The organism is Catellatospora sp. IY07-71, from assembly GCF_018326265.1.
Taxonomy (GTDB): Bacteria; Actinomycetota; Actinomycetes; order Mycobacteriales; family Micromonosporaceae; genus Catellatospora.
Window position 1 is genome coordinate 5,034,202 of the sequence record NZ_AP023360.1, and the last position, 20,700, is coordinate 5,054,901.

Here is a 20,700-nt window from a genome sequence, read left to right on the forward strand (position 1 = left end):
GGGCGCGTCATTCGGGGGTTTGGCGCAGGGGCGGGCGGCACTCGCGGACGCCGGAGATCAGCGGTGCCAGGGTCCGGTGATCGCGAACACCAGACCCGGCGACTGGATCCCCGTGAACAGGATGCGGCCGTCCTGGCTGAAGACCGGGCCGGCGAACTCGCCCTCGCCGGTCTCGTTGCGAGCCAGCGGGTAGGTGCCGCCGTGCCTGGTCACCCCGACCAGATGCGACAGTCCCGCGCCGTCCTCGGCGAGGATGATGCCCCCGTACGGCGACACGGTGATGTTGTCCGGGCCGTCGTAGCCGCCCTCGGCCTTCGGATCCGGGTTCACCCCGAAGAGCGTCTTGAGCTCGATGGTCTGCCGCCGGGGGTCGTGGAACCAGACCTGGCCGTCGTGCTCGGTGACGGCGCCGTCGTCGAGGCGGGCGTAGCTGGAGACGAAGTAGACGCCGCCGTCGCCCCACCACTGACCCTCCAGCTTGTGCGCGCCGGTGACCTGACCGGTGGTGAACTGCCTGCGCACCGAGGTGTCGGCGGCCAGCCGGTCCGGCACGTCCACCCAGGTCACCGTGAAGACGGTGCCGGGTGTGCCGGCCTCGGACAGGTCGCCGACGGGCACTCCGTCGCGCCACGCGCGCAGCGCCTGCAGGCGTCCGGCGGTGTCGCCGCCCCTGCTCAGCGCCAGCCCGCGCAGCGCGCCCCGCCCGCCCCGGTAGCCCTGCGGCGGCAGCCAGCGGAAGTAGAGCCCGTTCGGGGTGCGGGCGTCCTCGGTCAGGTAGATCGCGCCCGTGCGGGGGTCGACGGCGACGGCCTCGTGGGCGTACCGGCCGAGGAACTTGAGCGGCACCGGATCGGTGTTGGCGGCGGCGTCGAACGGGTCGACCTCGAAGACCCAGCCGTGGTCGTGCGCGAACGGGCCCTCGGCGCGCTGCTCGGTCTCCTCGCAGGTCAGCCAGGTGCCCCAGGGCGTGACGCCCCCGGCGCAGTTGTTGTGGGTGCCGGCCAGGCTCACGTACTCGCGCAGCCGGCGGCCCCGGTGGTCGACGTCGATGTTCGTGGTGCCGCCCAGCGCGCCCGGATCGAAGGTCAGCCCCTTGGCCTGCGGCACGCCGAAGGGCTCGCCGCCGTCGATCTCGTGATTGTTGACCAGGGTGAATCCGTGCCGGGCGGGGAAGCAGGCGGTACCGTCCGGGTCGCTCGGGGTGGGTTCTCCCGAGGCCAGGACGGTCCTGCCGGACTCGGCCACGATCCGGTAGGAGAACCCAACCGGCAGGGCGAGCAGGCCCGCGGGATCGGGCACGAGCGGGCCGTAGCCGGGTCCGGCCGCGCGCGCGTGCGCGGACCCGGCGATCGCCTGGGCGCTGCCCGCCACGGCGATGCCCAGGGCGCCCGCGCGCAGCAGGGTGCGACGCGACAGCGGGGGCGTGTCCAGACCTTCCGACATCGATTCAGGCATGTCGATAAGTATGGGCTCTCCCGGCACCGCGAGGCGAGCCTGTGTCTGCGGGACGACCGGCGATCAGCCGTGACATGCAACGCCGAGGTGGATCTCGTCCGGGCCGGCACACCCTCACGGCTCCGCGCCGGGGAAGAGCCAGGCCAGCGCGGCCAGGCTCTTGTCGAGGTACTCGCGGCGGCCCTGCTCGATCCCGTACGCCATGTCCTCCAGCACGCTGCACCTGGCGTAGAAGGCGGCACGGCCGCGCAGGGCCCGCGCCGCGACGGCGTCGGCCCGATAGCCGCGCAGGGCCGCGTGGAGGGCGTCGGGGCCGAGGTCGCGGTACAGGAGCCCGAAGTCGTAGGCGGGATCGCAGAGCGCGGCATCGCTCCAGTCGATGACACCGGTCACCTCCGAGCCGGAGTCGTCGACGAGCACATGCTCGATGCCCAGGTCGTTGTGGGAGAAGACGAGAATGTGCGATCCGTCGGCGGGCGGCGGCGCGTCCAGGAACGCCTCCACGGCCGGACGGTGCGCCGACGGCACCACCGAGGCGAGGTCCGCGTAGAGCTCGGCGGCCTCGTCGAGCCACCGCCGCAACGGCTCATCGTCGACGCCCACCAGCTGAGCGACCCGGTCGACGGGCACACTGTGCAGCGCGGCCAGGAACTCCCCGAGCGCGGCGGCGACCGCGGTGCGGCCGTCCGCGCGCCGCGCGACCGGCAGCCCGATCAGCGGCAGCCCGGGCAGCTTGTGGTACGCCAGGCAACCCTGCTCGGCGACCGTGAAAGCAGGCGTGGGCACGGGCACGGGGGAGACGCCCGCGACGACGGCGAGCAGCCCGGCTTCGTCGTTCACCCTCTTGATCCGGGCACCGGGCTCCGGCTCCTTGGCGAACCTTACGATCAGCTCGCCGTTGACCTCGTACGCGACGTTGTCCGCGCCCTCGCCGAGCAGCGCCACAGTGCCGACCCGGTAGCCGGGCAGCCGCTCGGCGACGATGCCGCAGACCTCGGCTGTACGGTCGTGGTAGGTCATGGCCCGACGTTAACGGCTCGCCGCGAGCACCACAGGCGCAGATCCTGCCGTCTGTCTCAGGCTTCGCCGCCGGCGCGCCCCCGGGGCAGCCGCAGCAGCGGCAGGGGCCGGCCGGTACGCACGATCCAGATCTCGAACCCGTTGAGCGCGAGCAGCACGGCGACCAGCAGCGCGGCCGTGACCGCGATCGGGAGCAGGGCAGCGGCGGCGGCCACGGCGCAGCAGGCTGCCGCGGCGGTCACCCGCTGCACGGTCGCCGCGCCGAACATACGCCAGCGGGCGTAGCAGAAGCCCCACAGGTACAGCGCGACGCCGGGTGCCAGCAGCAGCTCGGGCAGGCTGTGCGGGGTGTCGAAGGGGTGGCCCAGCAGCTTCTTCAGCCCGACCGCGACGAGCACGATCGCCACCACGTAGCCGAGATGGGCGTAGCTGAACACGTCGGTGACGATGCGCGCCTGCGCGGGCGTGTGCTCCAGGCTGTGCCGCACCGCGGGCGCGCCGAAGTGGAAGTAGGTCCACCACAGCAGCACGATGAGCGTGAACGCGAGCGCCAGGGCGACCAGCTCCGGCATCCCCAGCAGGCCCGCGGCCGCCTGGTTGCCGGTGGCCACCACGGTCTCGCCCAGCGCGATGATCAGCACCAGGCCGAACCGCTCGGGCAGGTGCGCGGTCTCGAACCGCAGCTCGGCCAGCCGCCGCCGTAGCAGCCGCGGGCTGCTGAGCTCGATGAGCGCGGCGGTCACCCACAGCGCGGTCTGCCACGTGCCGCCGAGCACGGCACCGGCCAGGTACAGCGGGGCGCCGACGAACAGCGCGACCGCGAACGGCTCCAGCGCGAGCCGCCGGGACACGCCGGGCAGCGCGCCGCGCACCGCCCAGAGCACCAGCCGCAGCACGGTGTAGGCGACGGCGAACAGGACCGCGCGGTCGCCGTACGCCTGCCCGATCGCCACCGACACGAGCAGGCCGCAGCCGGCGGCGCCGAACAGCACCATCCGGCCGGACGCCCGGTCGACCCGGCTGCCGGCCAGGTTCGCCACCAGGGTCGTGCCGACCCAGCCCCACCACAGCGGCAGGAACAGCAGCACGGTGCGGGCGGCCTCGCCCGCGCTGTGCGCCCCGGCCAGGGTCGTGGTGATCTGCGTGATCGCGAAGACCCAGATCAGGTCGAAGAACAGCTCCGCCCAGGCGACCCGCTGCTCCTCGTGGGCGCCCGGGGCGGGCGAGGGGTCAGCGGGTACGGCTGGGGCGGCTGGGGCGAGCGGTGGGTGGGTCACGTGGCTCCTCGTGGTGACGGCTGCTCGCCGACGCTATGTGTACGCGGTGCGCCGGACAAGTCGTTACTCACCACATCGGATCAGCCGTCACGTGACGGGCGGGCTAGTTGACGGTGATGATGACGCTGCTGGACTGGGTGGCCCCGGCGCTGTCGGTCAGGGTCAGCCACGCGGTGTAGACGCCCTTGCGGGTGTACACGTGGCTGGCCGTGGCGGCGTGGACGGTGGCGGTGTTGTCGCCGAAACGCCATTCGCGGTCCACGATGGTGCGCCCCGGCGGGGCGGTGGACGTGCTGGTGAAGTTGACGGTCAGCGGGCCGGTGCCGGTGGTCGGCGTGGCGCTGGTCGTCAGCGTCGCGCCGGACTCGGACTTGACGCCGCGGCCGTTGAAGCGCAGCCAGTCCAGGGCCATGATGTCGGGGTCGCCGGTCTGCCCGGACTTCACGAACTTCAGATACAGGGTGAAGGTGCCGCCCGGGTTGGTCAGCGCGACGGTCGGCGACACCACGGAGTCGTAGCTGCCGGTGACCGGGATGGTCGCCGTGCCCAGCAGGGGGCCGGTGGGGGAGCCGTTGCGGAACTCGATGGTGCCGCCGGTGCCACCGGAGCTGGCGCCGACCACGACGCCGCTGATGTTCTGCAGGTTGACCGGCCCGATGTTGATCCAGTCCCCGTTGTCGAGGTCGCCGAGCCGCCTGCCCGCCTGTGCGGTCGCCCGGTCGAACACGGTCACCCCGGACGAGGCGTCGAAGTGCTCGGCCTCCATGCTGCGGGTCTGCAGCTCGACCTGCAGCGAGCCGACCAGCGCCGGGGCGCCGGTCGCGCCCGCGTCGGTGTACTGCGCGCTGATCAGGGTGAACAGGTTGGTGCCGGGGCCGTGCCCGTCTCCGCCGCCGGACTCGGTGACCAGCGTGCCGGAGCAGCCGACGTAGTTGTCCAGCGGGTGGGCGTGCGAGTCGTGCCCGAGCAGCGTCTGCACCACGACCCGGTTGCAGTCGATGGTCGTGTCCTCGGGGTCGGTGACGGTGACCGTGTACGGGATGCGGTCGCCGAACTCGAAGAACCCGCCCTGCGGCACGTTGATGGTGACCGTCGGGCGGGTGTTGCCGACGGTGATCTCGGTGCTGGCGACCGCGGTCAGCCCGGCCGCCCCGGTGACGGTCAGCCTGGCGCTGAACCGGCCCTTGGTGGTGTACGTGTACGACGGGTTGGCGGCGGTGGAGTCGACGGTGCCGTTGCCGTCGAAGTCCCACGCGTAGCTGCTCGCCCCGACCGAGCCGGCGCTGGAGAAGGTCACGGCCAGCGGTGCGGGGCCGTTGTCGCGGCTCGCGGTGATCTTCGCGGTCGGCGGCACGCCGTTGGCCACGTAGTCGATGCGGTAGATGCCCGCGCCCTCGTTGGAGCCGCCGCGCCCGCTGCCGGACCCGGCCCCGAAGTCGATGACGTACAGCGACCCGTCGGGCCCGAACTCGGCCTCGAACGGCTGGATCCAGGTCATGCCCGCGAAGATGCCGTTGATCGACTGCAGCGCGCCCGGCGTGGTCGGGCCGAAGCGCGGGTCGCTGAACGTCTGCCCGGTCTGGTGGATGGACAGCGTCTTCCACCACCCTCGGGTCAGCTCGTAGACGATCCACTTGCCCTCGAAGTACTCGGGGAACTTCGAGATGCGCGGGTTGGCGGGGTCGTAGTCGTAGACCGGGCCGCCCATGGGGCCGCCGCCCCCGGTGCCGACCTCGGGGAACTGGGCCGAGGCGGAGTAGGCGTACCAGACCAGCGCGCTGCGGGCGGCGGGCAGGTTGGTCAGGCCGGTGTTGTTGGGGGAGTTGTTGACCGGGGCGGCGCAGTTGAACTTCGGCCCCGAGGTGCTGGTGGCGAAGTCGTAGTCGTTGAAGGGGATGTTGTTGCCGATGCAGTACGGCCAGCCGTAGTTGCCGGCGCTGGTGAGCCGGTTGAACTCGACCGTGCCCTCCGGACCCCGGTTGGCGTTGGCCGCCGTCGCGTCGGGGCCGTAGTCGGCGACCAGCACGGCGTTGGACAGCGGGTCGACGGTGATCCGGAACGGGTTGCGGAAGCCCATCGCGTACACCTCGGGCCTGGTCTTGGCCGTGCCCGGCGCGAACAGGTTGCCCGCCGGGACGGTGTAGGTGCCGTCGGCCTGCGGGCGGATGCGCAGGATCTTGCCGCGCAGGTCGTTGGTGTTGCCGGAGGTGCCCTGGGCGTCGAACGCGCGCCGCCCGGCCCGCTCGTCGATCGGGGTGTAGCCGCCGGACTCGAACGGGTCGGTGTTGTCGCCGATCGCGGCGTAGAGGTTGCCGTCCCTGCCCATGGCGATGGAGCCGCCCATGTGCGAGTTGGCGCGGGCCTCCCCGCGCAGCGTCGGGATGGTCAGCAGGCGCTTCTCCGAGCTGAGCGCGATCGCGTTGCCGCTGACGGTGAACCGGGACAGGTTCAGCTGGTTCAGGGTCTTGTCCGACCACAGCAGGTAGAGCCAGTTGTTGGTGGCGAAGTTGTTGTCCAGGGTCAGCCCGAGCAGCCCGTCGGACTGGCTGGTCTGGGTGGGCGTGTACGCGAAGTCGATCAGCGTGGTGACCGCCAGCGTGGCCTGGTCGATGACCTTCACGGCACCGGTGCGCTGGATGTAGAACACGCGCCGGTCGGGCGCCACGGCCAGCTCGAACGGGTCGGCCAGGTCCTCGCTGACCAGCGGGACGCGCTGGAACTGCCCGTTCTGGGTGGCGCTGCAGTCACCGGCGACCGCGCCCGCCGCCCACTCGATGCCCCAGCGCAGGTGGTCCAGGAACAGCGCGTTGCCGAACGCCGAGCTGCTGTGACCGCCGGCGGTGAACCAGGACCGGCCGCCGTCGTAGTTCTGGCACCACGAGTAGGCGTGGTCGACGCCCTCGTCCAGGCCGGAGATGCCGTCGCGGACCTTGATCTGCGCGAGGGTGTGCACCCGGCCGGTCGGGTTGGTCTTCCAGTTGTACCACTCCTCGCTGTGTTCCCACAGTTCAGGCAGGTTGCGGGTGGACGGGTGGGCGCGGTCGAGCACCTTGATCCGCCCCGGGAACACCCCGCCGGTCGCGGTGAAGTCCGGGTGGTAGTCGAAGATCGTGCCGACCAGCCCGTCGTACCAGGTCCAGTCGCGTTCACTGGCCGAGGCGGCGTGCAGCCCGGCCCAGCCTCCGCCGCCTCGGATGAAGTTCTGCAGGGCGAGCCGCTGCGAGGCGTTGAGCAGGGCGCCCGAGGCGGGTGTGGAGTTCGTGTTGTTGAAGACCAGGACGTCGAACCGGGCCAGGTTGGTGTCGGTGAACGCGGCGGCGTCGGTGGTGGCCTCGACCTCGAAGTTGTGCGCGGCGCCGAGCTGCTGCACGGCGGCCACCCCGGCGGGGATCGAGTCGTGGTAGAAGTTCGTGACCTTGGAGAAGACCAGCACCCGGAACCGGGGTGCGGCGGAGGCGGGCGCGGCGACCGATGCGGACAGCACCAGGGCGGCGAGGGTGACGAGGGTGGGCAGGATGCTTCGGCGGCGGCTCATGCGGGCGCTCCCGGGCAGGGGACAAGCGGGCAGGGAAAACGCGTGCTGTTCGCCGAAGGGCCACATCGTAAATCGGCGTCGGCCGATGCGTCAACGGCGTTCGTCGCCTTGCTGGACGGTCGGGACGGCGGGCCGTGTTCGGTATGGGATATTCCTCGGCCATGGGCGAATTGCTACTGATCAGGCACGGCGAGACGGCGTGGAGCCGGACCGGCCGGCACGCTGGCCGCACCGATCTGCCGCTGACCGAGGCGGGAGAGGACGCGGCGCGGGCACTCGCACCCCGGCTGGCCGGACGGGAGTTCGCCGCCGTCTTCAGCAGCCCGTTGGCTCGCGCCGTGCGGACCGCCGAGCTGGCGGGGCTGAGCGCGGCGGAGCCCGACAACGGCCTGATCGAATGGGACTACGGCCGCTACGAGGGGCTGACCGCTGAAGAGATCCAGGAGCTCAGGCCCGGCTGGAATCTGTGGCGTGACGGCGTCGACGCAGGAGAGGACCTCGGGCACGTCACCGCGCGGGTCGACGCCTTCCTCGGCCGGGTGCGGCCGCTCGTGCGCGGAGGTGACGTGGCCGCGGTCGCCCACGGCCACCTGACCCGCATCCTCACCGCGCGCTGGCTCGGGCTCGGCGCACCGGCGGCACGGCAGTTCGGGCATCCGCATCCGGGGACGATCAACGTGCTGGGCCATGAGCACGGGCTGCCGGTCGTGCTGGGGTGGAACATGCCGTGACGGTGGCGGTGCTGCCGGCGCCGTGATGATCCACCGGGCATGCGCGCCTTGAGCGTTGACGGTGCCCGCCGGCCGGGTTCCTCGACGGGCGCCTAGACTCGCGCTCTATGGAAGACGACACGCCGATCGTGGACCGCGAGGGTCGCGTCGGGGGCATCGAGTCCATGGTGGTCGACGGGCGCAGGTGGTTCTTCGGCTTCGACTTCAGCATGGACACTGCGGTCTCGCCGCTGATCGACGATCCGGCGCGTATGGCGCGGTTCGCGAGCGAGCACATGCTGCAGACGGACGGCGCACACGATGTCGCGTACTGGCGCGAACTGGTCGACTCGTCGGTCGAGCTGTCCGGCATCGTGGGCGAGGACGAGGACCGGACCTACGACAGCGAGACGCTCGCGGCGCAGCGGCTGACGCCCAGCACGCAGCTCATGTATCTGATGGGTGCGGCCACTGCGTGGGACGACGAGTTCTTCGCCGACGAATCCGTCCAGGCCGCGCTCGTCACGATCGGCGTGCCCGAGCCGGAGCGCGACGAATGGGACTGTCTCGATCAGTGCATCGCGGCCACCAGCTCGCCCGATGCCGAGGTCAGCCGAGCAGGCACGCACTTCATGACGGCATACCAGCGCTTCGTCTTCGACAATCTGCCGGCGAACTGGCCCGAGGTCTTCGCCGCCCTGCGCCCGAGCTGATCGCAGCACGCCCGGTCCCGGGAGCAGGCCGGATGACCGGCTCCCGGGACCGGGCGCCGGTCACCAGAACGTGTCGGGATACCCGTAGTCACGGCTGGCGGAGACGGGCGAGTCCCACTTCACGCCGTCGAACCGGTCGCAGAGCGCCTGGCTGCCCTGGCCCACCCGGCGGCAGTAGGAGGTCGTGCCGTCCGCGTTGACCAGCCAGGCCCGGTCGGTGCTGATGCCCCAGTCGTCGGGTGGGGAGTTCACCGACACCCATCCGCCGGCTTTGCCGACGTTGCACACCAGGAACTGCGACGCCTGGTCACCGGCCCGGCCGCAGACCGCCGGGCCGTCCTTGGTGGGCAGGTAGGCGCGGTTCTCGGCGTACCCTAGATCGAACCGCGGCGACATGGTCGAGGTCCAGCCGGTGCCGTCGAACCGGTCGCAGAGGACCTGGTCCCCGGCGCCGACGCGGCGGCAGTAGGAGACGGTGCCGTCGGCGTTGGTGAGCCAGACCCGATCGGTGCTGTACCCCCAGTCGCTGGGCGCGGAGGCGGCGGTGGTCCAGCCCGTCGCCTTCTTCACGTTGCACACCAGGAACTGTGCCGTCTGGTCACCTGCCCGTCCACAGACCGCCGGGCCGTCCTTGGTGCTGAGGTATGCCCGGTTCTCGGCGTAACCGAGGTCGGTGCGTGGCGACGTGGACGAGGTCCAGGCGGTGCCGTCGAAGCGGTCGCAGAGGACCTGGTCGCCGAGGCCGACGCGGCGGCAGTAGGAGACGGTGCCGTCGGCGTTGGCGAGCCATACTCGGTCGGTGCTGTAACCCCAGTCGGTACGCGGCGAGGATGACGAGATCCAGCCGCCGGCGGTGCGGATGTTGCAGACGAGCGTCTGCCAGTTCTGGTCACCGGCGCGGGCGCAGATGGCGGGTCCGTCCTTGGTGCTCAGGTACGCCCGGTTCTCGGGGTAGCCGAGGTCGGTCTGCGGCGAGGTGGACGAGGTCCAAGTGGCGCCGTCGAAGCGATCACACGTCGCCTGGTTGCCGTTGTTGACCCGGCGGCAGTAGGAGACGGTGCCGTCGGCGTTGGCGAGCCAGGCCCGGTCGGTGCTGTAGCCCCAGTCCGTGCGCGGCGAGGTCGACGAGATCCAGCCGCCGGCGGTACGGATGTTGCAGACGAGGGTCTGCCAGTTCTGGTCGCCTGCCCGGCCGCAGATCGCGGGTCCGTCCTTGGTGCTCAGGTAGGCGCGGTTCTCGGCGTAGCCGAGGTCGATGTTGCCCGACAGCGGGGAGTCCCACCTCGTGCCGTCGAACCGGTCGCACAGGCCCTGGTGGCCCTGACCGACGCGGCGGCAGTAGGACACGGTGCCGTCGGCGTTGGTCAGCCACGCCCGGTCCGCGGCGTACCCCCAGTCGTCGGGCGGCGATGACGCCGTCACCCATCCGGTGCTCTTCCAGATGGTGCACGTCAGGAACTGCGCCGCCTGATCGCCGGCCCTGCCGCACACCGCCGGGCCGTCCTTGGTGCTCAGGTAGGCCCGGTTGTCCGGGTAGCCGAGGTCGGTCTGCGGCGACGTGGACGAGGTCCAGCCGGTGCCGTCGAAGCGGTCGCACCTGGCCTGGTCGCCGTTGTTGACGCGGCGGCAGTAGGAGACGGTGCCGTCGGCGTTGGTCAGCCACGCCCGGTCCGCGGCGTACCCCCAGTCCCCGGCCGCCGAAGTGGCCGTCACCCATCCGGACGCCTTCCACACGGTGCAGACGAGCGTCTGGGCCGTCTGGTCACCGGCGCGTCCGCAGATCGCGGGCCCGTCCTTGGTGCTCAGGTATGCCCGGTTCTCGTGGTAGCCGAGGTCGGTCTGCGGTGAAGTAGAGGAGGTCCAGGTGGTGCCGTCGAAACGGTCGCACGTCGCCTGGTTGCCGTTGTTGACCCGGCGGCAGTAGGAGACCGTGCCGTCGGCGTTGACCAGCCAGGACCGGTCGGTCGCGTAGCCCCAGTCGGTGGCCGGCGAGTGGTCCAGCCCGTGGCCTTGCGCACGTTGCAGACGAGCAGTTTCGTAGTCTCGTCACCGGCCCGCCCGCACATGGCAGGCCCGTCCTTCGTCGACAGGAACGCCCGGTCGGCCGCCTCGGCCGTCGTCTGCACGTAGCGGGTGACCGGCTGTGACGCCCCGGATCCGTTGCGCGCCACGACGGTGTAGGTGTAGGCCTGCCCTGCCGAGACCTGGATGTCGAGGAAGCTCGTGTTGCCAGTCGCCGACACCTGGACGCCGTCGCGGTAGACGCGGTACTCCGTCGCGCCGGAGGCCGAGCCCCAGCGCAGGTTGACCCGGTTGCCGTGGACGAGCGCGTCGATGCCTGCGGAGACCGGCCCCGGGGGCGGCGGCCCGGCGGCGCATCCGGTGCCGTCGTTGCGGATCGAGCTCCACCGGGGGACGTTGTTCCAGTCTGCGGGGCTGCCGGCGAAGGCGGCCGGGTAGGTGACCATCTGGTTGCCGTGGCACGCCTTCAGCTGCCCAGGACTGACCCGGGTGCCGTTGTGGCGTACCTCGAAGTGCAGGTGGTTGAAGGAGCACGGCTCGACCCAGCCGGTGTTGCCGACGTAGCCGAGGACGGTGTTCTCGTCCACCCAGGTCGGCCCGGAGATGGCGAAGCCGCCCAGGTGGTAGTAGAAGCTCTTGACGTTGTTGCCGTGGTCGACCTGCACGGCCTTGGCCACGGTGCCGGAGCCGCCGCAGCTCGACCCGTTGGAGTAGACGGTGGCCAGGCCCGCGCCCGCCGCGTAGATCTGATCGCCGGCCACCGAGCCGGACGGGTTGCGGGCCAGGTCGAGCGCCGCGTAGCCGTGGTAGCCGCTGCTGCATCCGTTGCTCCAGGAGCAGCCGACCACCGTGGTTCCGCGCAGCGGGTACCAGCTCGGTGCGCTGTACTGCCCGGGACCTGCCGCGGCCGCGGGTGCCGGTGGTCCGGTGACGGTCAGCGCGGCGAGCATGACCGAAACCAGTAGCAGCCGTAGTCGTCTCATGATGCTCCATCCGCTGGGGGCCGGGACCCCCACGAAAGCGGGGGATCGTTACAAGAGCTGACGGACCCACGCGTCCTAGCTGGAGCTACGGCAAAGCCTGAAACGATTCATATCGTGAATGGAGACCCTTGCGTAACACATAGGTGTTCATTAGTGTGGGCCAGCAAGCGCTTTCCGAGCGGAGTGCCAGCGGTTCGGCTCGGCGGCTGCCTCGGTGGCCGCGCGTCCAGAGGGGACACTCTTAATGAAACGATTCAAGACCGCGATGGCTGCCGTCGCGTGCGCGGCGCTCCTGCTCACCGGCTGCGGCGGGGACCCCGAGGGGCCCCGCGCCGACTTCGATCCGAACGCACCGGTCACCCTCGACCTGGCGTTCTGGGGCAACGACACGCGCGCGGGCTTCTACAAGAACGCGATCGCGAAGTTCAACGAGAAGTACCCGAACATCACCGTCAACTCGACGTTCCTGCCCTTCCCGGAGTTCTGGGAGAAGCGCCAGATCGAGGCGGCGGGCCGGGACCTGCCGGACGTGATGCAGTTCGACTACGCCTACCTGCGCCAGTACTCGCAGAACAAGCTGCTGCTCGATCTCAAGCCCTACTTCGGCGAGCAGCTCAAGACCGACGGGTTCACCGAGTCCACGCTGGGCATCGGCGTCGTGAACGGCGTGACGACGGCGCTGCCGATCGGCACCAACGCCTGGGCGATGTTCACCAACACCGCCCTGGTCGGCAAGTCGGGCGTGGCCGCGTACGCGGGCGGCACGTCGTGGGACGAGTACACGGCGTGGATGGGCTCGGTGGCCAAGGGCGGCGGTGGCAAGGTCTGGGGCGGCACCGACCCGACCGGCCGCATCCAGAACTTCGAGATCACCCTGCGGGCCGACGGCAAGGGCCTGTTCGACGACGCGGGCGCGCCGCAGTTCACCAAGGAGGACCTCGCCGCGTTCTGGAACCGGGGCGCGCAGCTGCGGGCCACCGGCGCGACGATCCCGACCAAGCGGCTGCTGGAGGTCGCGCCCAAGTCCGGCTTCGGTGCGGGCCTGACGACCAGCGAGCTGACCTGGGACAACTTCGGCGCAGGCTATGCCGGTGACCTGGGTGTCGATGCGAGCGGCCTGGCGCTGACCGCCCCGCCGGTGACGAAGGCCGGCGCGAAGGACCTGTACCTCAAACCGTCGATGCTGCACGCCATCGCGGCCAACACCGACCACCCGGAGGCGTCCGCGCTGCTGGTGGACTTCCTGGTCAACAGCCAGGAGGCGGGTGCCGTGTTCGGCACCAACAGGGGCCTGCCGGCGTCCGCGACGCACCTGGCCGGGGTGAAGCTCGACCCGCTGTCGCAGAAGATCCTCGACTACGAGACCTCGATCAAGGACCGGCTGGGCCAGGCGCCGCCCGTTCCCGTCGTCGGCTACGGCTCGATCGAGGAGAAGTTCCGGCAGTTGGGCGAGGAGCTGGGCCTGGGCACGGTGACCGTCGAGCAGGCGGTGGACCAGTTCTTCAGCGAGATGGACACGATCCTCAAGAAGTAGGCACGCGCACGCCGCCGGACCTGACCGAGTGGAGATCAAGTGGCAACTCCTGTGGGGACGCCGGTGGCGCGCGGCCCCGGCCGCACGGCAGACCGCCGTGCGGCCGGACGGCGGGAGACCATGGCCGGGTACGGCTTCCTGGCCCCGTGGCTGGTGGGGTTCTTCGGCCTCACTGTCGGCCCGATGGCCGTCTCGCTGTATCTGGCGTTCACCCGCTACGACATCTTCACCCCGCCGGAATGGGTCGGGTTCGCGAACTTCACGCGGATGTTCACCGACGATCCGATCTTCCTGCGCTCGGCGAAGGTGACCCTGGAATACGTGCTCATCGGCACGCCGGTCAAGCTCGCCGCGGCGCTGGCGGTCGCGCTGCTGCTCAACTCGATCACGCGCGGTTCGGGGTTCTTCCGGTCGGCGTTCTACACGCCGAGCCTCATCGGGGCCAGCGTCTCGGTGGCGATCGTGTGGCGGGCGATGTTCGCCGGTGACGGTCCGGTGGACACCTCGCTGAAGTCGCTGGGGTTCGACCTGGGTGGCTGGGTCGGGGACGTCGACCTGGCCATACCCATGATGATCATTCTGGTGGTATGGCAGTTCGGGGCCCCGATGGTCATCTTCCTGGCGGGCCTCAAGCAGGTCCCCACCGAGCTCTACGAGGCGGCGCAGGTGGACGGCGCCGGGCCGGTGCACAGGTTCTGGAAGGTGACCGTGCCGATGCTGTCGCCGGTCATCTTCTTCAACCTGCTGCTGGAGACCATCCACGCCTTCCAGGTGTTCGGGTCGGCGTTCATCATCTCCAACGGCTCGGGCGCCCCCGGCGGGCAGCTCAACTTCATCACGCTCTACATGTACAAGCGCGGCTTCGCCGACATGCAGATGGGCTACGCGGCGGCGATCGCCTGGATCGTCCTCGTCGCCGTCGCGATCATCGCAGCGATCATGTTCCGGAGCGCCCGCTCGTGGGTGTACTACGCGGGAGACCAACGGTGACCACGATCGAGCACACCCGGCGGCGCGGCCTGGCGAGCACCATCGTGTGGTACCTGGCGCTGCTCCTGCTCGCCGCCGTCGTGCTCTACCCGCTCGTCTGGCTGCTGTCGGCCACCTTCAAGCCGTCGAGCGAGTTCGGCCGCAACAGCGGGCTGCTGCCGTGGGAGCCGACCCTGGACAACTACGTCCGGGTGTGGGAAGGCATCGCGGGCATCCCGTTGTGGCGCTACGCCATCAACTCGCTGCTCGTGGCGTCGCTCGCGGTCGTCGGCACGCTGGGCTCCAGCGCGCTGGCCGCGTACGCCTTCGCGCGGGTCCCGTTCAAGGGCTCAGGGCTGTTCTTCGCGGCGATGATCGGCACGCTGCTGCTGCCGTTTCACGTGATCATCATCCCGCAGTACATCATCTTCAACCGGCTCGACCTGCTGGACACCTACGTCCCGCTGCTGATCGGCAAGTACCTCGGCACGGAGGCGTTCTTCGTGTTCCTCATGGTGCAGTTCATCCGAGGCATCCCGCGGGAGCTGGACGAGGCGGCCCGCATAGACGGCGCCGGGCATCCACGCATCTTCCGGTCGATCATCCTGCCGCTGCTGCGTCCGGCCCTGGTCACCGGCGGGATCTTCAGCTTCATCTGGACCTGGAACGACTTCCTCGGCCCGCTGATCTACCTCACCTCGCCGGAGAACTACACCCTGCCGGTCGCGCTGCGCCTGTACAACGACGCGACGAGCACCTCCGACTACGGCGCCACCGTCGCCGCCTCGCTGCTGTCCCTGATCCCGGTGCTGCTCTTCTTCCTGATCTTCCAGCGGCTGCTGATCCGGGGCGTCGCTACACAGGGGCTGAAGGGATGAGGGCGCGGATGGCGTACGGCGGTGGATTCGCGCTGCTCGGGGAGGTGCTGCTGACCGGCGTCGCCGTCGCGCTGCTCGCCCTGCCGGTGCTGACGGCGCCGGCCGCGCTGGCCGCCGGGATCGGGCACCTGCGCCGGTACGTCGACGACGAGGGATCGCCCCTTGCCGCGCTCTGGCGTGACGCGCGGGCGGCCGCGGCGGGCGGGGCGGCGGTCGCGCTGGCGGCACTGGCCGGTGCCGCCGCGGCGATGTTCGCGATCGGGCTGGCGAGCGCCGACCCGACCCCGGCCGGCACCGTGCTGGCGGCCGCCGGCTGGCTCGTCCTGGGCATCGTCGCGACCGCGGTGGTGATGGCGGCGGGGGAGTGGACCCGCGACGGCGGCTGGCTCGCCGCGGTCCGCGGGCTGCGCGACCAGCTCGACGCCGACCTGGGCGCGGCGCTGCACCTTCTCGTCGCGGTGGTGCTCACCGCCGTGCTGACCTGGCAGTCCCCGCTGCTGCTGGTGCCTTCCCTGGGTGTGCTGGCGTTCGCCGCCGTCGCCGTGCGGCGCCGCGCCCGTGGCCGGATGTCGTGAGCGAGCAGCGTGACCGGCGCCGGGCGCTGGGCGGCGTGCTCTCCGGCGCCGACCACAACCCGGAGCAGTGGCCGGCCGACGTTGCCGTTGTGCGTCGAGGCGGCCCGGCGGGGTGAGCAGGTCACGCTCATCAACCACGGCGCCGATCCCGTTACGATCACCGTCCGAGGCACCGATCTGCTCGCCCACACCGATGTCGGCGAGATCGTCTTGCGGCCCGATGGCTTCGCCTTCGTCCGACTGTCCCCGCCAGAGGAGTCACCATGATCACCATTACGGAGGGCGCCCGGACGCACCGCATCGACCGGCGGATCTACGGCCAGTTCGCCGAACACCTGGGCCGGTGCGTCTACGAGGGACTCTGGGTCGGCGAGGACTCGCCGATCGCCAACCGCCATGGCATCCGGTCCGACGTGGTGGCGGCGCTGCGCGCGATCAAGGTGCCGCTGGTCCGGTGGCCGGGCGGCTGCTTCGCCGACGAGTATCACTGGCAGCGCGGCATCGGGCCGGCGGCCGAGCGGGCCACCTCGATCAACACGCACTGGGGCGGGGTCGTGGAGACCAACGCCTTCGGCACCCACGAGTACTTCGAGCTGCTGCACCAGCTCGACGCGGAGGCGTACATCTCCGGCAACGTGGGCAGCGGCACCGTCGCCGAGATGCGGGACTGGGTCGAGTACATCACGCTCGACGGCACCTCGCCGATGGCCGACCTGCGCAAGCGGCACGGGCGCGAGCAGCCGTGGCGGCTGCCGTTCTTCGGCGTCGGCAACGAGAGCTGGGGCTGCGGCGGGCACATGACGCCGCTGCACTACGCCAACCACTACCGGCAGTATCAGACCTACGTCCGCCGGTACGGCGAGCTGCCGATCTACAAGATCGCGTGCGGCCCGAACGACGACGACTACGAGTGGACCGAGGTGCTGATGTCCACGGCCGCCCGGTTCATGGACGGGCTCAGCCTGCACTACTACACGCTCCCCAGTGGCAACTGGGACGCCAAAGGTTCAGCCACGGACTTCGGCGACGACGAGTGGTACGAGACGATCAGGCGTACCCGGAAGATGGCGACCCTGCTCGAACGCCACTCGGCGATCATGGACCGGCACGACCCGGACAAGCGGGTCGGGCTGATCGTCGACGAGTGGGGGACCTGGTACGACCCGGCCCCGGGGACCAACCCCGGCTTCCTCGAACAGCAGAACACCATCCGCGACGCCGTGGTCGCCGCGCTGAACTTCAACATGTTCCACCGGCACGCCGACCGGGTGCGGATGACGAACATCGCGCAGATGGTGAACGTCCTGCAGGCGATGCTGCTCACCGACGGCCCGCGCCTGGTCAGGACACCGACCTACTGGGCGTTCGACCTCTACACCGACCACCACGACGCCTGGTTCGTCGACGCCCGCCCCTCCCCGGGCGACACGCCGGGCCGGATCGGGACGCACGGCGACTACACGGTGTCGTGGCGCGACGACGCGTACGCCATCACGGTGACCAACACCGGCCTCGAGGCCGACCTCAAGGCCGACGTCGAGCTTCCGGGGCGGGTCGGCACCGTGCACCGGGCCCAGATCCTGTCCGCGGCGAGCGCCACCAGCCACAACACCTTCGACGCGCCCGACACGGTACGTCCCGCCGACTTCGAGGCTTACCAGATCGAGGGATCGCGGCTGCGCCTGACCGTCCCCGCGCGCAGCATCGTCACCCTGCGTGTCGGCTAGCGGCTCGCAGACCTCCACGCCACCGATGATCGGCGTCTCGTGTCAGAACCTGCGGTCCAGCCGCACTTTCTGACACGAGACACCGATCTTGGCGCCGTTGATCAGGTCAGCATGCGGATGATCGAGCCGGCCTGGTAGGCCAGTGCCGCGTGGGCGGCCGCTGAGACGCCCGGCCCGTCCAGCTGATGCACGAAGCGCCGCAGCGCACCGGCTGCCGCGTCCGCGTGGCCGCGCCGCACGTGCCCGTCGGCCTGGACCAGCAGCGCGGTCAGCCGGAGCGCGTCACGTGCGTGTATGTCCCCGCTGTGCGCGTGCCCGTCCAGCGCGTCGCGCAGCACGCCCACACTGCCCGGGGCCCAGTGGTCCGGCACCGGCACCTTCGCCCAGTCGACGTCCGAGGCGAGGTGGAAGCCCGGGTACGCCGGCTGGTTGTAGGACGTCTGCTGCCTGGCGATGTCGGCCCGGTACTGCGGGTCGTGCATCAGCGTGAACATCTTGCGGTCGGTCACCTCGGTGCTCAGGTGGATCCGCAGCGCCGTGCTGTCCGCCGTACGCAGCAGCAGCTCCTCCCGCCAGTCCCCGAAGACGTCCGCGACCAGCGCGGGGTTGCCCTTCGTACCGTTGTTGGCCAGGGTGCCCTCGGCGGTGAGCAGCCGCCCGCGCCGCCAGTCGTCGACCGTCGGCGTCTGCAGCACGGTGGTCGCCGTGCCGTTCACGATCTGGGTGGTCATGTCGGCCGCCCACCGGACGCTCATGTTCGTGCCGGGCGTGGTGGGCGCCAGCAGGTCGCCGTCGGCTGAGAAGAGGCCGATGCCCAGGTCGGCCGCATTGGGCGGCATGGCGGGCCACACCTCCAGGCCCCGCACCTCGGGCGCGACGTCGCCGACCATGCCCCGTCCGGTGTCCCGGCCGGTGTAGTCACCGAAGATCACTTCGCCGGTACGGGCGTCGCGCAGCGCGTGCCCGTACGGGGCGAACGTGCCGCCCTCGTGCACCATGTAGATCTCGAGCCCGGGCCGGTCCGGGTCGATGTCGGTCACGTGCAGCGCGTCGCCGTGGCCCACGCGCACCACCGCGCCCGGATCGGCGCTGCCCGGCGGCAGCGGCGCGAACGAGCTGTAGAGCAGGCTGCCGTCGTCGTCGAGCGTGGCCCCGCCGTAGAGGATCTCCTGCCTGCCGTCGGCGTCCACGTCCGCGACGCTGAGCGAGTGTGCGCCCTGCGTGGTCAGCGTGGCGTACTCGGGATCGGTGCCGTCGCGGCCGTGCGGGGAGTCGTTGAACGGGTTGCTCATCGGCACCCAGCCGCTGTCGACGAACCAGTCCTCGGTCAGCCGCTTGCCGTTCCAGTGGTAGGCGACCAGCGTGGTGCGGGTGTAGTAGCCGCGGGCGAACACGGCGGAGGGGCGCCTGCCGTCCAGGTACGCCACCGTGGCGAGGAACCGGTCGACGCGGTTGCCGGGCTCGATGCGCGCCATCGCGTAGTCGCCCCAGCGCAGCCCGTCGTCGGTCCGGCCCGGCTTGTAGGGGATCGTCTCCAGCTCGCGGCCGGTGGCGCCCTCGAAGACGGTCAGGTACTCCGGCCCGTCGACGATGAAGCCCTGGAAGGCGCGCAGGTTGTTGCGGGTGCTGCGGCTGGGGGCGTACACGTCGACGAAGTGGTCGGCCAGCGCCCGCGCGTCCGCGTCGGACAGCGGATAGGGGTAGGCGCGGGGGATGCCGAACGCGTCCTCCAGCGTGGCCGGCCACCGGCCCGCGAGCACCTCGGGGTGCTGGTGCCAGCCGAGGAACATGTCGACCACGTGCTCGTAGTAGCCGGCCGCGCTGAGCCGGTAGTCGTCCTGGTGGGTGTGCCCGGCCGCCCGGTCCCGCCGGGGCATCGTGATGTAGCGCTCGGAGGCGACGCCGCCGTCCGGGCGGTAACGGATGATCTTCGTGCCCGGTGCGGTCTTGAACATCATCTCCGACCGGCCGTCGCCGTCGAAGTCGTAGACCAGGAACTGCACGTAGTGGGCGCCGGCGCGGACGTTGACGCCGAGGTCGATCCGGTGCAGCAGGGTGCCGTCGAGCCGGTAGGTGTCGATGTAGACGGGGCCGGTGTAGCCGACCTGGGAGACGTCCTTGGAGTTCGACGGGTCCCACTTGACGACGTACTCGTACTGCCCGTCGCCGTCCACGTCGCCGACGCTCACGTCGTTGACCGAGTAGGTGTACGCCTCGCCGCTCGGGGTGACGCCGTCGGCCGGTTTCCGCAGCGGCACGTCGTGGTGGTTGCCGGACCAGGGCGTGACCTCGTCGCTGAGGTCGACCTCGGCGTCGCCCACGACGGCGGCGACGCGGTACGCCGAGCCGGGCGTGCCGTCCCGGTCGAGGTGGTTGGTGCTGTCGGTGACCGTCGCGATGCGCTGCCCGTCGCGGTAGACGTGGAAGGCCGGGCTGGCCAGGCCGGTGCCGGTGCGGCCGGTGACCTCGTGTCCGCGCAGTCGCCAGCTCAGGAACGTCCCGTCGGCGGTGGCCGCGGCGACCAGGCCGCGATCGAGGCGTTCGAGCTGGACGGCGGGGATGCTGTGCGGGTGCTCCCGTTCGCCTGCTGACGCGGCGGGTCCGGTGAGGATGAGTGCCACCGCGCAGGCGGCGGCGATCGCGCGCGGGACGCGGCGGGTTCGGGTCCGAGGACTCATGCGTGATCTCCTCGTCGAAGGGGCCACCGATGCCGTCGGAGTAGGGATGCGACGACTGCGGAAAGCGCTTTCAGAAATCTGAAACGTTACAACTATCGATGCGCGTCAGATTGATGTCAAGCGCTCGGTGTGCCTGACCAGAGGCTGGCGCAACTGACCTCCCGACGGGTGGCTGTCGCAGCGGGCGACCGAGTCGGTTCAGGCGACCAGCGCACGCCGGCGAAGTGAAGCGGGCGGCTGCGCTGATCTATGCCGGAGTGTGGTTCACCTCACTTCATCGGCGTTCGGGCATGCTATGCGCTTTCTCATGCGGTTACCCGGGGTGATTGCTCCTGCTTGATGGCTCCGTGGGATCGGAAACTTCGGATCGGTTCGGTCTCGCCGCCGGTCGTGAGGCCATTTCAGGGACGGCGGACGTCGACCTTCTGGACTAGCCTCCCGCTCCGAATGATCTTAGAGGGGTGGGCCATACGGGGGATCATCCGTGGCTTCTCGTGCGCCAGCACGGCTGTCGCCGCGTTCGAGTGCCATGACCGGGAGGCGACTCGGTAACAGCGGGGACCGGCAGACGGGGCTGACGACAGATGGCAGCACCAGGTCTGTGCTCATCTCGACGGCGTCCCT

General features: G+C 70.6%; 14 protein-coding genes. 7 read left to right on the forward strand and 7 right to left on the reverse strand.

The annotated features are described in order from the left end of the window. Positions 1–57 precede the first annotated feature (57 nt). The 4 genes from CS0771_RS22395 to CS0771_RS22410 form a co-directional block, all read right to left on the reverse strand. Positions 58–1,455, reverse strand: a complete 1,398-nt coding sequence (locus tag CS0771_RS22395) for an alkaline phosphatase PhoX (protein ID WP_244870952.1) — start codon at positions 1,453–1,455, stop codon at positions 58–60. Positions 1,456–1,569: 114 nt separating this feature from the next. After that, positions 1,570–2,475 carry a phosphotransferase family protein gene (locus tag CS0771_RS22400; protein ID WP_212842823.1) on the reverse strand — a complete coding sequence of 302 codons (906 nt, stop codon included), beginning with the start codon at positions 2,473–2,475 and terminating at the stop codon, positions 1,570–1,572. 56 nt (positions 2,476–2,531) lie between these two features. Further along, a complete protein-coding gene (locus CS0771_RS22405; RefSeq protein ID WP_212842824.1) occupies positions 2,532–3,752 on the reverse strand; it encodes a low temperature requirement protein A in 1,221 nt (406 codons plus the stop codon). A 103-nt stretch (positions 3,753–3,855) separates the two neighbouring features. Next, positions 3,856–7,287 carry a ThuA domain-containing protein gene (locus CS0771_RS22410; RefSeq protein ID WP_244870953.1) on the reverse strand — a complete coding sequence of 1,144 codons (3,432 nt, stop codon included), beginning with the start codon at positions 7,285–7,287 and terminating at the stop codon, positions 3,856–3,858. A 161-nt stretch (positions 7,288–7,448) separates the two neighbouring features. On the opposite strand from CS0771_RS22410, the gene CS0771_RS22415 reads away from it, so the two are divergent. Further along, positions 7,449–8,018 carry a histidine phosphatase family protein gene (locus tag CS0771_RS22415; protein ID WP_212842825.1) on the forward strand — a complete coding sequence of 190 codons (570 nt, stop codon included), beginning with the start codon at positions 7,449–7,451 and terminating at the stop codon, positions 8,016–8,018. 107 nt (positions 8,019–8,125) lie between these two features. Next, positions 8,126–8,710: a hypothetical protein gene (locus CS0771_RS22420; protein ID WP_212842826.1), complete on the forward strand. Its 585-nt coding sequence runs from the start codon at positions 8,126–8,128 to the stop codon at positions 8,708–8,710. Positions 8,711–8,770: 60 nt separating this feature from the next. Here CS0771_RS22420 and CS0771_RS22425 read toward each other — a convergent pair whose 3' ends face one another. Then, the gene (locus CS0771_RS22425) at positions 8,771–10,423 is read right to left on the reverse strand and encodes a hypothetical protein (RefSeq protein ID WP_212842827.1); all 1,653 of its coding nucleotides are present in this window, start codon (positions 10,421–10,423) and stop codon (positions 8,771–8,773) included. 89 nt (positions 10,424–10,512) lie between these two features. Beyond that, positions 10,513–11,715 (reverse strand): peptidoglycan DD-metalloendopeptidase family protein, encoded by a 1,203-nt coding sequence (locus tag CS0771_RS22430; RefSeq protein WP_212842828.1) that lies wholly within the window; start codon positions 11,713–11,715, stop codon positions 10,513–10,515. Between the two features lie 244 nt (positions 11,716–11,959). Between CS0771_RS22430 and CS0771_RS22435 the strand changes: the two genes are divergently transcribed. From CS0771_RS22435 to CS0771_RS22455, 5 genes are all read left to right on the forward strand, one after another. After that, positions 11,960–13,249 carry an ABC transporter substrate-binding protein gene (locus CS0771_RS22435; RefSeq protein ID WP_212842829.1) on the forward strand — a complete coding sequence of 430 codons (1,290 nt, stop codon included), beginning with the start codon at positions 11,960–11,962 and terminating at the stop codon, positions 13,247–13,249. A 39-nt stretch (positions 13,250–13,288) separates the two neighbouring features. Further along, the gene (locus tag CS0771_RS22440; protein ID WP_244870954.1) at positions 13,289–14,239 is read left to right on the forward strand and encodes a carbohydrate ABC transporter permease; all 951 of its coding nucleotides are present in this window, start codon (positions 13,289–13,291) and stop codon (positions 14,237–14,239) included. Next, entirely contained in the window at positions 14,236–15,096 is an 861-nt protein-coding gene (locus CS0771_RS22445) for a carbohydrate ABC transporter permease (RefSeq protein ID WP_244870955.1), read from the forward strand. Before CS0771_RS22440 ends, CS0771_RS22445 begins: the two co-directional genes overlap by 4 nt. Beyond that, positions 15,093–15,671: a hypothetical protein gene (locus CS0771_RS22450; protein ID WP_212842830.1), complete on the forward strand. Its 579-nt coding sequence runs from the start codon at positions 15,093–15,095 to the stop codon at positions 15,669–15,671. The genes CS0771_RS22445 and CS0771_RS22450 overlap by 4 nt, the downstream gene beginning before the upstream one ends. A gap of 263 nt (positions 15,672–15,934) precedes the next feature. Then, a complete protein-coding gene (locus tag CS0771_RS22455; RefSeq protein ID WP_212842831.1) occupies positions 15,935–17,398 on the forward strand; it encodes an alpha-N-arabinofuranosidase in 1,464 nt (487 codons plus the stop codon). Positions 17,399–17,499: 101 nt separating this feature from the next. Here the strand turns inward: CS0771_RS22455 and CS0771_RS39490 are convergent, their stop codons facing one another. Further along, positions 17,500–20,076, reverse strand: coding sequence for a rhamnogalacturonan lyase (locus tag CS0771_RS39490; protein ID WP_212842832.1), 2,577 nt, complete (start codon positions 20,074–20,076; stop codon positions 17,500–17,502). Between the last annotated feature and the right edge of the window lie 624 nt (positions 20,077–20,700).